Raw genomic sequence first — 15,403 nt, forward strand, 5'->3', positions numbered from 1 at the left:
CTCCTTCACGATGCGCTCGCGGACTTTGCGATCTTCACCGCTTCGCCGCTCGTGATCGCGTCGCCGGGGTTGTCGATCACTTTATCGGACGACTGCACACCGGTCATGATCTCGACATGCGTGCCGAAATCTCGGCCGAGCGTCACCGTCTTGAGACTGATCCTGTTCGATGCATCCACGGTCGCCACTGTTACGCCGTTCGGCCGGAAAAGCAGGGCGCTGACGGGGAGATCCAGTTTCGGCGTCTGACTGACGAGCTCCAGATGCGCCTGCGCGTAAGCGCCCGGCAACAGCGCGCCATCGCCGTTCGCGACATCCAGTTCGACGCGCAAGGTGCGGGTCACCGGGTCCATCGCGCCGGCATTGCGCGCGACCGTCGCGGGGAAGCGTCGTCCGGGATATTGCTGCGCGGTGAGATAAGCCTGGGTCGTCGAGGTCACGTAAGGCGCATCGCCTTGCGGCACATCGATGAATACGCGCAAGGTATCGCTCTGCACCACATGGAAGAGTTCGCCCGTGGTGCCGCCGAGGCCGGGCGTGCCGCCCGCCGTGACGAGCGCGCCGACATCGACACGTCGCGCGCTGACCACGCCATCGAACGGCGCGAGCACTTTCTCGTAGGACACGAGTTCCGTGAGGCGGCGCACGTTGGCTTGCGCGGATGACAACATGGCCTGCTTCGCGAGCATATCGCCCGACTTCGTATCGGCGTCCTGTTGCGACACCGACTGCGTCTTCAGCATGTCCTGCCAGCGTGCGGCCGTGTCCCGCGCATAGACATAGTTCGCTCGCGCGGTGGCTTCGTCGGCGCGTGCCTGCTGCAATTGCGCATCGACTTCGGGTGTCTGGATCACCGCGAGCAACTGCCCTTGCTTCACGTGCGCGCCGATGTCGGCATACCAGTGCTGAACATAGCCGCTGGTGCGCGCATAGACCGACGCGTCCGAGTACGCCGACACGGCGCCCGGCAACAACAGCTCCTGCGTGGCCGGGGCCTGACGCGGCGCGATAACCGATACATTCATCACGCTCTGGACATCGGCCTGCGCGGCGAGCGCGCTCTGTGCGTGCAGGCGCGGAATGATGCCGGCGCCGAGCAGCGCGGCGGCGATCCCGAGAAGGATTAGCGCTGGGAGAAAGCGCCGCTTGGTCGTGTGTTCGTCTTGCTGGTTCATGATGGTCGCTATTAGGCGTCGATGGAAGGTTGTGCACTCGATGCGCCCCTCGCAGCCTGCCGGCGCGCGAGCCATGCATGCACGACGCCGAACACCACGGGCACGAAAAGGAGCGTGGACACCGTGCCGAGCATCAGGCCGCCGATCACCGCGCGTCCGAGCGGCGCGTTCTGTTCGCCGCCGTCGCCCAGTCCGAGCGCCATCGGCAGCATGCCGATCAGCATCGCGAGCGCGGTCATCAGCACCGGGCGAAAGCGTGAGAAGCCCGCTTCGATCGCGGCCTGAACCGGTGCCATGCCGTTGCTCAAGAGTTCGCGCGCGGCGTTGATCACGAGGATGCTGTTCGCCGTCGCGATGCCGATACAGAGGATCGTCCCGGTGAGCGCGGGCACGCTCAGCGTGGTGCCGGTCGCGAAGAGCATCCACGCGATGCCCGCAAGCGAAGCAGGCAATCCGCCGATGATGATGAGCGGATCGAGCCACGACTGAAAATTCACGACCATCAGCAGATACACGAGCGCGATCGCGAAGACGAGTCCGAAGCCGAGGCCGCTGAACGACTGCGTCATCGACTGGACCTGCCCGCGCATGACGATGGTCGAGCCGCCCGGCAGATGCGCACGGCTCTGTGCGATCAGGCGCGACACGTCCGCGGCGACGCCGCCCAGATCGCGACCCTGCACCGACGCGTAGATATCGAGGACGGGCTGCACGTTGTAATGCGACACCACCGCCTGCTGCGAGCCGCGCTGCATGTTGCCGAGCGACGCCAGAATGCTTTGCGGCGCGCTAGACGCCGCGTGCTGGTCGAGCGGCAGATTGGCGAGCGTCTGCAACGAGTGGATATCGTACTGAGGCACCTGCGCCATGAGCGGATAACTCACGCCGTTCTTCGGATCGAGCCAGAAATTCGGCGTGGTCTGCGAGCTGCCCGAGAGCGAGATCAGCATGTCCTGCGCGATCTGCTTCTGCGTGAGGCCGGCCAGCATCGCCTTGGTGCGATCGACGCGGATATTGATCGCCGGGGCATCGTCGGGTTGCTGGATGTGGGCATCGACGAGGCCGTGCACGCCGCGCATTCTGGCGAGCAGATCGTTGGCCACGGCACGATTGGCGACCAGGTTCCTGCCGACGATCTGTACGTCGATCGGCGCGGGCTGGCCGAAGTTGAGAATCTGGCTCGTGATGTCGGCGGGCAGGAACGAGAACGTCGTGCCGGGGAATGAAGCGGCCAGCACGCCGCGCAGTTTCGCGACATAGGATGCGGTCGGCGCATGACCGGGCTTGAGGGCGATCATGATGTCGGCATCTTCCGAACCGATAGGCGCCGACGACGAATACGTGAGGTTGATGCCGCTCACCGGCAGGCCGATGTTATCGAGCAGCGACGCCTCTTCGGACTTCGGTATCACGGTACGGATTTTCGCTTCCACCTGATCGGCGAGCCGCGCGGTCTCTTCGATGCGCGTGCCGGTCGGCGCGCGCATGTGCAGGCGAATCTCGCCGGTATCGATACTGGGAAAGAAGTCGCGTCCCGCGAATGGAATCAGCGCCATCGAAGCTGCGCAGAAGAGCGCGAAGAGCAGGATGACCGTGCGCGGCCGGCCCGTGTTGTTCGTGAGCGCGGCCTTGTATCGCAGGCGCAGGCGCTCGAAGCGATGTTCGAACGCCGCTTGCCCGCGCAAGAGAAACGCAAGCCGGCCGGCCGGCGCCTCGTTCGAGCGTGCCTTGAGCAGGTACATGGCGAGCGTCGGAATCAGCGTGCGCGAGAAGAAGTACGACGCGCACATCGCGAACACGACCGCTTCGGCCATCGGCACGAAGAGATAGCGCGCCACGCCCGACAACATGAACATCGGCGCGAACACGATGCAGATGGAAAGCGTCGAAACGAAAGTAGGCACGGCGATTTCGCCGGAGCCGTTGAGAATGGCATCCGCGAGCGGCGCGCCGTTCTCCAGATGATGCGTGATGTTTTCGATCGCGACGGTCGCATCGTCCACCAGAATGCCGACGGCGAGCGCGAGTCCGCCCAGCGTCATGATGTTGATGGTCTCGCCGAGCGCGGACAGCGCCAGCAGCGAAGTGATGACCGACAACGGAATCGTCACCGCGATGATGAGCGTCGCGCGCCAGCTGCCGAGAAAGAGCAGGATCATCATCGCGGTCAGGCACGCGGCGATGAGCGCCTCGCGCACCACACCGAGAATCGCGGACTTGACGAACACCGATTGATCCGCGAGCGGCACGATATGCAGCGCCTTGGGCAAGCCGGCCGAGATCGTGGGCAGCATCGACTTGATCTGCTGGATGATGGTCAGCGTCGACGTGCTGCCGGTCTTCTCGACGGTCAGCAGCGCGGCGCGCTTGCCGTCGCTGCGCACGATGTTGGTCTGCGGCGCATAGCCGTCGCGCACCTGCGCCACGTCGCGCAGATAGACCACGCCGCCGTTGACCGCCTCGATGGGCAAGTCGTTGAGCGCGGCGACGCTCTCGGTGCTGCCGTTCATCTGAACGTTGTATTCGCGCGTGCCGATCTTCGCGGTACCGCCCGGCAGAATCAGGTTCTGCACGTTCACCGCATTGACGATATCGCTCGGCGACAGATTGCGCGCCTGGAGCTTGCGCGGATCGATATCGATCATGATCTGGCGGATCTTGCCGCCATAGGGCAGCGGCACGGCCGCGCCCTGCACGGTGGCGAGCTGCGTGCGCACGAAGCTGTTGCCGAGGTCGTACAGCGATTGTTCCGGCAGCGTCGCACTGGTCAGGCCCAGTTGCAGGATGGGCACCGTGGACGCGTTATACGTGATGATATTGGGCGGCAGCGTGCCGGGCGGCAGCACCCGCAGAATCGACGCCGAGCTGGATGTCGCTTGCGCCACTGCACGATTGATGTCCGCGCCGGGGTGAAAGAAGATCTTGATGATCGACACGCCATTGAGCGATTGCGACTCCACGTGCTCGATATTCTCGATATCCGACGTCAGCGCGCGCTCATAGTTGGTCGTGATGCGCCGGGCCATGTCCTCGGCTGAAAAGCCGTTATAGGACCAGACGATGCTGACCACCGGAATATTGATGTTGGGGAAGATATCGGTCGGCGTGCGCAGGATCGTCAGCGGGCCGATGATGAACAGCAGCAGCGCCAGAACGATGAAGGTATAGGGCCGCCGAAGGGCCAGGCGAACGATCCACACGAGCAGTATCCACGGTTGTTACCCGACGCCAGTAGGCGCCGGGTCTTGTGATTGCACAACGGGATGGAGTGTGCGGGCGGCCGCCTTACCTGATACTGTCCGCTAAATGACAAGCTTGTAATCTGCGTCGACGTTTGGCGACGCGGCTAGCCCGGAGCCGAGCGTGTACCGGACCGTCTTCAGGCGAAGCGTCCGTGCCGTCGCGTCGTCTCGCTAAGTTCGATCCGCTCGAAAAATCGGCCCATCGACAGGGTTAACAATGCGCCCAGCGAGACGGCGTAGACGGAGCCAATGATCAGTGTCAGCATGAAAATATCCTCGAGAGTGATTCGATTGATTGAGGCGCTCGCGAAGCGTTCTTCTTATAAAATCGACGTCGCGCCTTCGACCAAATTGCTACCGAATCCTTAGCAGCGTCTTAGTACGAGAATTTCGTCCAGGGCCCGTCAGTCGGCCCAGCTGACCCAGCCGAAGTGCGCCGTCACCAGCACCGCGACGCCGAACGCGATCCGATACCACGCGAACGGCACGAAGTCATGCGTCGCCACGTAGCGCAGCAGCCAGCGCACGCACACCCATGCGCTCAGGAACGAGAAGATCAATCCGACGGCGAACAAAGGCGCGTCGGTCGCCGAGAGCAGATGACGTTCCTTGAAGAGGCTGTACGCGCCCGCGCCGATGAGTGTGGGTATCGCGAGAAAGAAGCTGAACTCGGTCGCCGCGTTACGGCTCAGTCCGACCAGCATTCCGCCGATGATGGTCGATCCCGAACGGCTGACGCCCGGAACAAGCGCGAGACATTGCAGGAGACCGACCTTGAGCGCATCGAACGGCGACATGTCGTCGACGGTGAAAACGCGCACCGTGCTCTTGGGACGGCGCTCGGCCCACAGGATCACCAGCGCGCCGGCGATGAAGGACGTGGCCACGACCGTCGGAGTGAAGAGATGCGCCTTGACCGCCTTGCCCACGAGAAGACCGATCACCACCGCGGGCAAAAACGCGATCAGCACGTTCAGCACGAACCGCCGGGCGCGCGATGAATCGCCGAGTGCGGCGGCGGTGTCCACGAGACGACGCCAATAGAACAGGATCACGGCGAAGATGGCGCCCGTCTGGATCGCGATGTCGAATACCTTGGCTTTCTCGCTGGTGAAGTCGAGCAGCGACCCGGCCAGGATCAGATGCCCGGTCGACGAGATCGGCAGAAACTCCGTCAACCCTTCGACGATTCCCATGATCGCGGCTTTGACGAGTAACAACGTATCCATGTGCGTTCCGGTCTGGTTTTTTGATTGGTATGAGTTCGCTCGGGCTCACGCGTCGAGTCAGGCGGCACTCTGCCGGGGTTTACTTAGACGTCGCTTAGTGACCTCTGTTTACTTAGCGTAATCTTTCATTTTTACTGTTTCGCCTTATGTGGCGGGGCATTTCGGCAAATGCACGTCCGAAGACGTTTACACCTTTGTAAATAAACATTACAATCCGTCCCGTCAGTTATTGAGGATGATTCTCATTAACTGAGTCTAACGCGATCCGTCTCGCGCCCGTCCGCTCCATGCAACGTGGGGCTTCATCCTTCTTCACATTGTCACCATGCCCGCTCTGTTAAAGACGCGGACGCGTCTGCTCGCGTCCGTCGGTGCTCTTTATTGCGCAAGTTTTCTCGCTCCGTCCCAGGCCGTCGCGCAGTCCGTGTCGGCGCCTGGCTCGAACGACGCTTCGCCCCAATCCTTGCCCGCGGTTCAGGTGAACGCGACCACGGCGCAGTCCGACCTGCAGACGAAGGAACTGCCTTCGTACAAATTCACCGCGCCGCTGCTGGACACGCCGCGCTCGATCACGGTCATTCCCGAAGAACTCATCAAGGAAACCAACGCGACGACCTTCGCCGACGCGCTCAAGACCGTGCCGGGCATCACGTTCCTCGGCGGCGATGCGGCAGCGAATCCGTCGGCGGACCGGCCGGTGATCCGCGGTTTCGAATCGCGCAATTCGATTTTCGTCGATGGCATTCGCGACTCGGGCGTGCAGAACCGCGAGACGTTCGACATCGAGAGCATCACGGTGATCAAAGGTCCGGACTCGGTGTATGCGGGGCGCGGCGCGGTGGGCGGCTCGATCGACATCGAAACCAAGATGCCGAAGAACGAGAACTTCATCAACGGCAGCGCAGGAATCGGGACCGATGCGTACAAGCGCCTGACGCTCGACGTGAACCAGAAGTTCGCCGGCGACAACGCGTTCCGCTTCAACGCGATGGGCTTCGATGCCAATCAGGCGGGCCGCAATAACGTCTATAGCAAGCGCTGGGGCATCGCGCCGTCCGTCGCATTCGGCCTGAACAGTCCGACGACGGTCACGCTCAGCTACTACCATCTGAATAGCTATGACATGCCGGACTTCAGCGTGCCGTTCCGCTCGACGGGCGGCACGCCGATCAACAGCGATCGCGGCCAGTTCTACGGCCTCAATAACCGCGACTATCGCTATGGGCAGACGGACACGGGCGAGGTGCGCATCGAGCATCGCTTCAACGAAAACCTGAAGCTCAGAAACACGACGATGTTCGGCCGGTCCACGCTCGATTACATCGCGACGAATCCTCAGTTGACGAGCCCGACGTCGAACATTCTCAGCCTGCAGGCGAAGAGCGGCAAGTACGCGACCAACAGCATCACGAACCAGACCGAGCTGACCGGCAAGGCGACACTCCTCGGCATGCAGCACACGATGACGGGCGGCGTCGAGTTCAGTCACGAACATAGCCTCTATGAAGGCTATCTCGTCTCGGATAGCGCCGGAAACAATATCCGTACGGGCGGTCCGTGTTCGGTGGCATACAACTGCACGCCGGTCAACGCGTGGAACCCGGACAATCCGTGGCTCGGCAGCGTTCTGCTCAACGGCGACAAGGGCTTTCCCGGCGCGGCGACGCATACGCAGACCAATACCGCATCCGCGTATCTCTTCGATAGCGTGAAGATCACGGACCGATGGATCTTCAACGCGGGCGTGCGTTTCGACCGCTTCGACGTCACCTCGACTCAGGCAGGCGCGAAAGACCTCTCCAACAACTCGAATCTCTTCAGCTATCAGCTCGGCCTCGTGTACAAGCTGATGCCGACAGTGAGCCTGTACACGTCGTACGGCACGTCCGCGAATCCGCCGGGCGCGAACGCGGGTCTCGGCGGCGGCACGGATCAGCTCACGGCCACGAATCAGGATCTGTCGCCGGAGCGCAGCCGCAACATCGAAGTGGGCGCGAAGTGGGACGTGCTGGATCGGCTGTCGATGAACCTCGCGCTGTTCCAGACGGACAAGACCAACGCGCGCGTAAGCGACGGGCTGGGCGGCACGATCAACGCGGGGCATCAGCGCGTGCGCGGCGTCGAAGTCGGCACCGCGGGCAATATCACGGGCAAGTGGAGCGTGTTCGGCGGCTACTCGTATCTGGATGCGATCACGATCGACGCGGGCGCGGCCAGCGCGGCATCGTCCGGTCTGCCGATGGTGATGGTGCCCAAGCACAACTTCACGCTCTGGTCGTTCTATGACGTGCTGCCGAAGCTAAAGGTCGGCGCGGGCGCGACGATCGCGAGCAAGTCCTACGCGTCGGTTTCGCCGACGGTGCTCAAGTGGACGCCCGGCTATGCGCGCTTCGATGCGGTGGCGACTTATCACGTCGCGAAGAGCGTGGACTTGCAGTTGAACGTGAACAACATCTTCGACCGCAAGTACTTTTCGAGCGCGTACCCGATCTATGCGACGTGGGCGCCGGGACGTTCCGCGATGCTGACGCTCAACTTCTATCAGTGACGTCACCTTCGACTTGCACGCGGCTCAACGCCCCTTCCACGGCACGAGCCGCCGTTCCAGCGCGCGCATGCCGAAGTCGAAGATCCACGCGATCGCGCCGATCAGCACGATGCCCATCACCACCACGTCGGTGCGCAGAAAGCTCGATGCATTGAGCACCATCTGCCCGAGGCCAGCGGTGGCCGCGACCATCTCGGCGGCGACGAGCGTGGTCCACCCGAAGCCCACGGCGATGCGCAGGCCCGTGAGTATCTCGGGCAACGCGGCGGGCAGCACGACGTGCCGCACGACCTGCCGGAAGTTCGCGCCGAGCGACCATGCCGCGTTCACCTGCTCGGCGGTCGCGCTCTTCACGCCGGCGCGCGCGGCCATCGCGATCGGCGCGAAGCACGCGAGCCAGATCACGACGATCTTCGCGGTCTCGTCGATACCGAAGTAGATGACGACGAGCGGCAGATACGCGAGCGGCGGCAGCGGCCGATAAAACTCCAGCGGCGGATCGAGCACGCCGCGCGCGATGCGGCTCACGCCCATCAGAATGCCGACAGGCACCGCCGTGACGACCGCCAGCGCGAATGCGCCGAACACGCGGATCGCGCTCCACAAAAGATGTTCGGAGAGCGGCAGGCCGCCCTGGAGCCGCCCATGCAGTGCATCGACGAATGCCTGCCAGACGGCCTCGGGCGAGGGCAGAAAGAGCGGCGGCAGCCAATGAAAATGCGTGGCGGCCCACCACAGCAACGCGAGCGTCGCGACGCACAGCGCGCTGGGCAGCGCGGTCGGGCCCGCGCCCGGCATGCCGCGATAGCGCGCGCGTTGTTTCGTGCGGGCGGCGCGTCGTGGAGTCTGCGGCGTCGTGGCGGCGCGCGGCAGCGGGACTTCGTGTGCGGGATGAGTCACGCTACCTCCGTATCGGTGCGATGCAGGCGGCGCGTCAGCCGCTCGCGCCACTCGATGAACGCGGGCGACGACTTCACCGCGCGGGCATCGCGGTTACGGATGTAGTCGCGCGAAAAGGGCAGTTCGTGCACTTCCTCGATGCGTCCGGGGCCGGGCGTCATCAGCACGAGGCGCGTGGCCAGAAAGAGCGCTTCCTCCACGCTGTGCGTGATGAAGAACACCGTCTTGCCGGTGCGCGCCCACACGTCGAGCACGAGTTCCTGCACGTTCTCGCGCGTGAGAGCGTCGAGCGCGCCCATCGGCTCGTCCATCAACAGCACTTCGGGATCGCTCGCGAGCGCCCGCGCAATCCCGACGCGTTGCTGCATGCCGCCCGAAAGCGCGTAGACCTTCGCCTGCTCGTGCTGCGCGAGGCCGACGAGCGCGAGCGTGCGGCGCGCGATCTCGCGGCGCTCGTCGCGCTTCACGCCGCGAAAGCGCAGGCCGAGCGCGACATTGTCGATGACATTGAGCCACGGCATCAGCGCATGTTTCTGGAACACGACGCCACGCTCGGCACCGGGCCCGACGATCGGCTCGCCGTTGAGCGATGCATCGCCTTCGGTCGGTTCCAGAAAGCCGGCGAGGCAATTGAGCAGCGTGGTCTTGCCGCAGCCCGATGCGCCGAGCGCCACCACGAACTCGCCGCTGCCGATCTGCAAGTCGACGCCCTTCAACGCGGGCGTGCTCGCGCCTTCGTAGGTGACGCCGAGATTGCGGATGGAAAGCGACGTCATTTCGCCCCGCCAACGATCAGCGTGCGGCGATGGATAGCAGGTTTCATGGCGCGGACGAAGTGATGTAGAGAAGCCTTCGACTATAGGCACTCTGCATGCCGCCGCTACGAATCAATCATGCATAGCAAATCACGCGTCGCGTGATTCGCATATACGGCCGGCCGTACTTCGAACCGTTCGATGCGAGCGGTCATCACTTGCCGACGATGCGAACCGCGCCATGCGCGACGCTCACGAATAGAACGAAGGCTTCGGAATCTTTTCGTTGAGCGCCCAGTCGCCCAGTTCGCGCACCTTGTAGTCGATCGGATCGTGCAGCGTATGCACACGCACGTTGCGCCAGAACCGGTCGAGGCGCAATGCCGCCGTGGTCGAGCGCGCGCCCGCCACTTCGAACATGCGATGCGCGACCTCCAGCCCCGCGCGCGCCGCCGCGACTTTCGATGCCGCCACGGCGACCGCCACTTCGCCGCGCTCATGTTCGGTCAGGTCGAGTCCGCGCGACCACGCGCGGTCGAATGCCTGCATCGCACGCTCGACGAAGAGGCGCGCGCCTTCGAGCGCGACCCAGAAGTCGCCGTAATGCGCGAGCACGTAGGGATCGTCGGCGGGACGCTCGGCAGCCGAAGCGATCCACGGCCGCGTCTGCGCGAGCGTCGCGTCGCGCGCGGCCTGCAACGCCCCTTCGCCGATGCCCAGATAGATGTGGCTCAGGATCGACTGCGCGAGCAGCGGCCGTAGCGTGGCGAACGGGCTGGAGAGCGGTCCGGGCTGAAGCAGCAGTTCGTCCGTGGCGATAGGCACGCGCTCGAACACCACCGTGCCGCTGTCGGTCTGACGCTGACCCATGTTGTCCCAGTCGTCGAGCACGGTGATGCCCGCGCGATTCGTCGGCGTCGCGCCGATGAGCAGACGCCCGTCGCCGTCGAAAGCGGAAGCGAGCAACTGGTCCGAATCGCGTGCGCCGGAACAGAAGCTCTTGCGGCCGTCGAAGACATAGCCGCCTCCGTTATCGGGCAGGGCGCGCGTGCTCTTGTCGAGCGGATTGAGCGCATTGCCCCAGAACCACCCTTGCTCGACGGTCTCACCGAGCCAGCGGCGAATCTGCGTGTCGCTTCCGAACAGACGGATCGTCGCCAGTTGCAGGTGATGGAACGCGAAGAGATGCGCGAGCGAACTGTCGACCTGCGCCATGCGCCGCACGACATCGAGAGTCGTCGACCAGTGCGCGCCGTCGCCGCCGAGCTCCACCGGAATCGAAAGCCTGAGCAGGCCGCTTTCGCGAAGCAGGTTGCGTTCATGAAAAGCGGTGCCGCCCGACTTGTCGCGCGCGGCGGCCGTTTTCGCCCACTCGGTTAATACCGCGTTCAACGGCTCGATCCATGCGGCGTCTTCGGTACGACTCATTGCGCTATCTCCTGGATTTTCACGGTTTCGCCGATGCGGAAAACCATTCGTTGATTTGGCTTTTCGTGGCCGGTTTGCTGTGTCGCGTCCATTGCAGACGCGAGAGCCACATGAATGAGTTTCGCCGATTGCGAGCCAGCGCGCTGGTTATCGCGTCGGGTTCGCTTCGTCCGGAGAGGGCTTCATCCTCGAAGCGGCTCTGGAGCAGGGCATCGAATGACTCATCGCGCGTGTGTCGTCGTTGCGTCAGACAGATCGCGAAAGCTCGCGGCCGCGTGACGCGGCCCGAGCCGCGCGCCATCGCCGAAAAGCTTTTCACGCAGCGTTCCCTGCGCATACGAAGTCTTGTAGATGCCGCGCGACTGCAACTCGGGAATGACGAGATCGATGAAATCCTCGTAGCTTTCCGGCGTCACCGTGCGCGCGAGATTGAAGCCGTCGACGCCGGCTTCATCGACCCAGGATTGCAGCGCGTCGACCACCTGCACGGCATCGCCGACGATGGTCGTATAGCGTCCGCCCAGTTGCATCTGGTCGAGCAGATGCCGCACCGTGATGCCGCGCTTGCCGTCGGTCACGCGCTGCACCGATGATTCGATGCCGCGTCCCTTGTGGCCGCCGGGGGGCGCGAGTTCGTCGTCGGGCGCGTAAGTGGAATAGTCGATCCCGCTGCCCGCCGCGAAGTGCGCCAAACCCGCTTCGGGACTCGCATACCGCGCGTATTCGGCGAACTTCTCCTCGGCCTCGCGCTGCGTGCGGCCGACCACCACGGTGATGCCCATGACGATCTTCAGATCGCTGGCGGCGCGTCCGGCCGCGACCGCCTGCGCGCGCAACGCGTCGACCAGCTTGCGCGTGCCTTCCTTGCTCTGGCTCGACACGAACACGCATTCGGCGTGACGCACGGCGAACGCCTGACCGCGCCCCGACGATCCCGCCTGGAACAGCACCGGCGTGCGCTGCGGCGAAGGCTCGCACAGGTGATAGCCTTCGACGTCGTAATAGCGGCCGCGATGCCGAACCTTGCGGACTTTCGCGGGATCGGCGAACACGCGGCCTTCACGATCGCGCCGCACGGCGTCGTCCTGCCAGCTTCCTTCCCAAAGCTTGTAGAGCACGTCGAGATATTCGTCGGCGCGGTCGTAGCGCTCGTCGTGCGGAATCATTTCGGTGCCGCCCATCGCGCGCGCGGCGCTGTCGAGATAACCCGTCACGATGTTCCAGCCGATGCGGCCTTCGGTCAGATGATCGAGCGTCGAGAAGCGCCGCGCGAGCAGATAGGGCGCTTCATACGAGAGATTCACCGTGATGCCGAAGCCGAGATTCTGTGTGACGGCGGCCATCGCGGAGACGAGCATCATCGGATCGTTCACGGGCAACTGCACCGACTCCTTCAGCGTGATATCGACCGACTGCCGATAGATGTCGTAGACGCCGACGATATCCGCGATGAACAGTCCGTCGAACAGGCCGCGTTCGAGCAGCTTCGCGAGATCGGTCCAGTAGGAAAGCTTCCGATAGTCCGTCGAACGATCGCGTGGATGGGTCCAGAGACCATGATTGATATGGCCGACGCAGTTCATGTTGAACGCGTTCAGAATGATGTGCTTCTTGGTCATGGAAGGACGGGCGTGAGATTCAGGCGACGCCGATGCGCCATTGTGATTCGTGAAGCGAAGATTATCAGCAACGACCGCGCCGGCGCTAAACGACGAATTGTCAGAAGCTAAGGCGAAATCGTCGTGACATGGCAGCTTCAGGCATTCGAAATATTTATCGATTGCCTGTGGCGTGCTGTCGTCGGAAGGTTCAGACTCATTGAGTCGATCAGTCCGTGCCAACGCGTGGACGCGCAGTGCATCCGTCATGGAGGAAAACATGCGCAAGCTTTTCTTCACAACAGGATCGCCCTTCGCGCGTGCCGTACGCATCGTGCTCGTCGAAAAAGGACTCGACTTCGAGCGTGAGGAAACCTACACGACGCCCAGCGCCGAAGAACGTGCGAAGGTGGCGCCCACTCTGCAAGTTCCTACATTGGTCGATGGCGAGCTGACCTTATGGGATTCGGCCGTGATCATCGACTATCTCATGTCGAGTTATGCGGGGAGTCCTGTGCCCCAAGGCATGCCGCCGCTTGCGACTGATTACGTGCGCGCGACGGAAGGCTGGCACGACAAGCTCGTTCTCGCCACGTTGCAAACCTTCGGCGTGTCGACGACGACGGTGTCGCAACTGCAATGGTCCGGAGTCCGGCATGAAGAGAACGGACATGCCGCGCGATGCGCCATTCGCAATCAGCATCTACTCGACTGGTTCGAGGCGCAGCTCGTCAGCGTCGACGACGGTTTCGTCGCCGGCGTGGTTTCCGCTCAGGACATCCTGCTTGCATGTTTGTGTCACTTCATCGAACGTCGGCCACTGCGATTATCGTGGCGGTCTCCATCTCGGCCCAAGATCGAGTCGTTGGTGGCGCGAATGGAAAGACGACCGTCTTTCCAGCAGGAGGGCGCGCTCTGGTGGGAGCCGGGCGTGACGTATGCAACCGTCGCTGAAGTGGAATGGGCGAGCCGTAAGACCATTTACGACGGGCCCAGCTTCAGCGACTGGTCCGCGCAGTCCGCAGGCTCCAGACAGTAACCGCCCACGCTATTGCGCCTCGTTGGTTCGATTGCAGGCGAGCGCATGAACGGATGCAGGCCGCCGGTTACCCTGCCAGACGCGTCTGACGATCGCGGGGCTGAACAGCGACGACGGCGGCATCATCAGGTTGACGACCTTCAGAAACGCGGTCGCCAACGTGCTGTCCCGTGTCGCGGCGAGATGAAGCTTGCCGATGTACCAGTTGATGAAACGCATCGCCGGCGAGCGCGCGCCCTTGACGTCCGGATGGCGGAGATCGTTGCCGACCGCGATGTCCCACGGAATATCGACGATCCTTGCGGCCGCCCCGAAGAACCGGCGCGCAAGGCCGGTCGAGCCCGCGCGCAGGCATTGATGCAGCGTCAGCGCTTCCTCTGCCGCGACCGTCATGCCCTGGCCGTAGACAGGATTGAAGCTGCAGATGGCGTCGCCGAAAACCAGGTAATTGTCGGGGAAACGCGCGAGCCTTTCGTACCGCCGGCGCAGGCTGGAAACGTGGCGGTAGCGCCTGTAATCGGTCAGCGGCTCCGCTCTTGCGACGACGTCATGAATCTCCATGGTCGGCAGCGTCGCCAGATATGCGAGAAAGCCCGCGTCGTTGTCGGGGGCGTCGTCGCCAAGATATCCACCTGCGCTGACGATCCAGGTTTCGTTTTCCTGTGCGAGCATGACGCCGTTGCGCCAGTTCGGCGCGCTGCCCGCGACGACGATACCGTGCTTGCCGTCGAGATCGCCCGGTCTGCGCCGATAAGTACGGGTTATATAGCAGATGCCGATCTCGACCTTCTCATCGGCGGGTGAAGGGTAGCCGAGCGCTTCGAGCCACGCGGGACTGGATGAGCCACGACCGGTTGCATCGACGACAAGGTCCGCTTCGATGATCTCTTCCGGCTTGCCCTCGGCACATGCGCGCACGCCCGCCACGCGCTTGCGAGCGGGATCAGTGACAAGCGCCCGCACAGCGCAATTTTCGATGGCATGCACGTTGGGGAACCTCAGAAGCCGTCGACGCAGATGGCCTTCGAGCACCGGACGGCTCGCAAGCAGACCGATCAGGTCGCTTGTGCCGTTTGCAAGCCTGACGTTGCGGCCGATCCAGATCACATCGTTGGCTACATCGCCGATCAGACCGCCGCTTTGCGCGACGACGTCATCGTTATATCCGGGGAAGAACTCCTCGAAGATCGCACTGCCGCGGGCAAGTAGCCCGTGCGTATGACGACCCTGCGGCACGCCCTTGCGCGCGCTGTCCGTCGCCGGAAACGCATCGCGTTCGAGCACGGTGACGCTGGTATAGAAATCCGACAGTACGCGGGCGGCCAGAAGCCCACCTACGCCGGCGCCGATCACGATCGCATGCTCGCCCAGTTTCTTCATGGCAATCCTCCAGTTCAGTCTGTCGCGATGAGCCGGCGGCCATCGTCTGCAGGCAAATGCTAGGATTGCGTCGTCCCCTGAGCGTCCCCCGGACGCCGTCGTCGAGAGC

General features: G+C 63.4%; 11 protein-coding genes. 2 read left to right on the top strand and 9 right to left on the bottom strand.

The window, feature by feature from the left end; translation table 11 throughout:
• Positions 1 to 5: 5 nt before the first annotated feature.
• The 4 genes from IAG25_RS01515 to IAG25_RS01525 form a co-directional block, all read right to left on the bottom strand.
• The gene (locus tag IAG25_RS01515; protein WP_255503460.1) at positions 6 to 1,175 is read right to left on the bottom strand and encodes an efflux RND transporter periplasmic adaptor subunit; all 1,170 of its coding nucleotides are present in this window, start codon (positions 1,173 to 1,175) and stop codon (positions 6 to 8) included.
• Positions 1,176 to 1,186: 11 nt separating this feature from the next.
• Positions 1,187 to 4,375 carry an efflux RND transporter permease subunit gene (locus IAG25_RS01520; protein ID WP_187603195.1) on the bottom strand — a complete coding sequence of 1,063 codons (3,189 nt, stop codon included), beginning with the start codon at positions 4,373 to 4,375 and terminating at the stop codon, positions 1,187 to 1,189.
• A 179-nt stretch (positions 4,376 to 4,554) separates the two neighbouring features.
• The gene (locus tag IAG25_RS41310; protein WP_255503461.1) at positions 4,555 to 4,683 is read right to left on the bottom strand and encodes a hypothetical protein; all 129 of its coding nucleotides are present in this window, start codon (positions 4,681 to 4,683) and stop codon (positions 4,555 to 4,557) included.
• 138 nt (positions 4,684 to 4,821) lie between these two features.
• Positions 4,822 to 5,646: an undecaprenyl-diphosphate phosphatase gene (locus tag IAG25_RS01525; RefSeq protein ID WP_187603196.1), complete on the bottom strand. Its 825-nt coding sequence runs from the start codon at positions 5,644 to 5,646 to the stop codon at positions 4,822 to 4,824.
• Between the two features lie 325 nt (positions 5,647 to 5,971).
• Between IAG25_RS01525 and IAG25_RS01530 the strand changes: the two genes are divergently transcribed.
• Positions 5,972 to 8,194 (top strand): TonB-dependent receptor, encoded by a 2,223-nt coding sequence (locus IAG25_RS01530; protein WP_187603197.1) that lies wholly within the window; start codon positions 5,972 to 5,974, stop codon positions 8,192 to 8,194.
• Between the two features lie 24 nt (positions 8,195 to 8,218).
• Here IAG25_RS01530 and IAG25_RS01535 read toward each other — a convergent pair whose 3' ends face one another.
• From IAG25_RS01535 to IAG25_RS01550, 4 genes are all read right to left on the bottom strand, one after another.
• On the bottom strand, positions 8,219 to 9,067 hold the full coding sequence (locus IAG25_RS01535; protein ID WP_222946370.1) for an ABC transporter permease subunit: 849 nt from the start codon (positions 9,065 to 9,067) through the stop codon (positions 8,219 to 8,221).
• A gap of 23 nt (positions 9,068 to 9,090) precedes the next feature.
• Positions 9,091 to 9,870: a taurine ABC transporter ATP-binding protein gene (locus IAG25_RS01540; protein WP_035508026.1), complete on the bottom strand. Its 780-nt coding sequence runs from the start codon at positions 9,868 to 9,870 to the stop codon at positions 9,091 to 9,093.
• A gap of 231 nt (positions 9,871 to 10,101) precedes the next feature.
• Positions 10,102 to 11,277 carry an acyl-CoA dehydrogenase family protein gene (locus tag IAG25_RS01545; protein WP_187603199.1) on the bottom strand — a complete coding sequence of 392 codons (1,176 nt, stop codon included), beginning with the start codon at positions 11,275 to 11,277 and terminating at the stop codon, positions 10,102 to 10,104.
• A 221-nt stretch (positions 11,278 to 11,498) separates the two neighbouring features.
• Entirely contained in the window at positions 11,499 to 12,896 is a 1,398-nt protein-coding gene (locus IAG25_RS01550; RefSeq protein ID WP_187603200.1) for an LLM class flavin-dependent oxidoreductase, read from the bottom strand.
• Positions 12,897 to 13,068: 172 nt separating this feature from the next.
• Between IAG25_RS01550 and IAG25_RS01555 the strand changes: the two genes are divergently transcribed.
• On the top strand, positions 13,069 to 13,914 hold the full coding sequence (locus IAG25_RS01555) for a glutathione S-transferase family protein (RefSeq protein ID WP_309243903.1): 846 nt from the start codon (positions 13,069 to 13,071) through the stop codon (positions 13,912 to 13,914).
• Positions 13,915 to 13,923: 9 nt separating this feature from the next.
• Here the strand turns inward: IAG25_RS01555 and IAG25_RS01560 are convergent, their stop codons facing one another.
• The gene (locus tag IAG25_RS01560; protein WP_187603201.1) at positions 13,924 to 15,294 is read right to left on the bottom strand and encodes an FAD-dependent oxidoreductase; all 1,371 of its coding nucleotides are present in this window, start codon (positions 15,292 to 15,294) and stop codon (positions 13,924 to 13,926) included.
• Between the last annotated feature and the right edge of the window lie 109 nt (positions 15,295 to 15,403).

Origin of the sequence: Caballeronia sp. EK, assembly GCF_014384845.1 — a bacterium.
Lineage (GTDB): Bacteria > Pseudomonadota > Gammaproteobacteria > Burkholderiales > Burkholderiaceae > Caballeronia > Caballeronia jiangsuensis.

Coding starts and splice junctions, on each gene's coding strand:
- IAG25_RS01550 (WP_187603200.1), bottom strand. CDS start 12,896: ATGACCAAGAAGCACATCATTCTGAACGCGTTCAACATGAACTGCGTC.
- IAG25_RS01540 (WP_035508026.1), bottom strand. CDS start 9,870: ATGACGTCGCTTTCCATCCGCAATCTCGGCGTCACCTACGAAGGCGCG.
- IAG25_RS01525 (WP_187603196.1), bottom strand. CDS start 5,646: ATGGATACGTTGTTACTCGTCAAAGCCGCGATCATGGGAATCGTCGAA.
- IAG25_RS01560 (WP_187603201.1), bottom strand. CDS start 15,294: ATGAAGAAACTGGGCGAGCATGCGATCGTGATCGGCGCCGGCGTAGGT.
- IAG25_RS01515 (WP_255503460.1), bottom strand. CDS start 1,175: ATGAACCAGCAAGACGAACACACGACCAAGCGGCGCTTTCTCCCAGCG.
- IAG25_RS41310 (WP_255503461.1), bottom strand. CDS start 4,683: ATGCTGACACTGATCATTGGCTCCGTCTACGCCGTCTCGCTGGGCGCA.
- IAG25_RS01545 (WP_187603199.1), bottom strand. CDS start 11,277: ATGAGTCGTACCGAAGACGCCGCATGGATCGAGCCGTTGAACGCGGTA.
- IAG25_RS01530 (WP_187603197.1), top strand. CDS start 5,972: ATGCCCGCTCTGTTAAAGACGCGGACGCGTCTGCTCGCGTCCGTCGGT.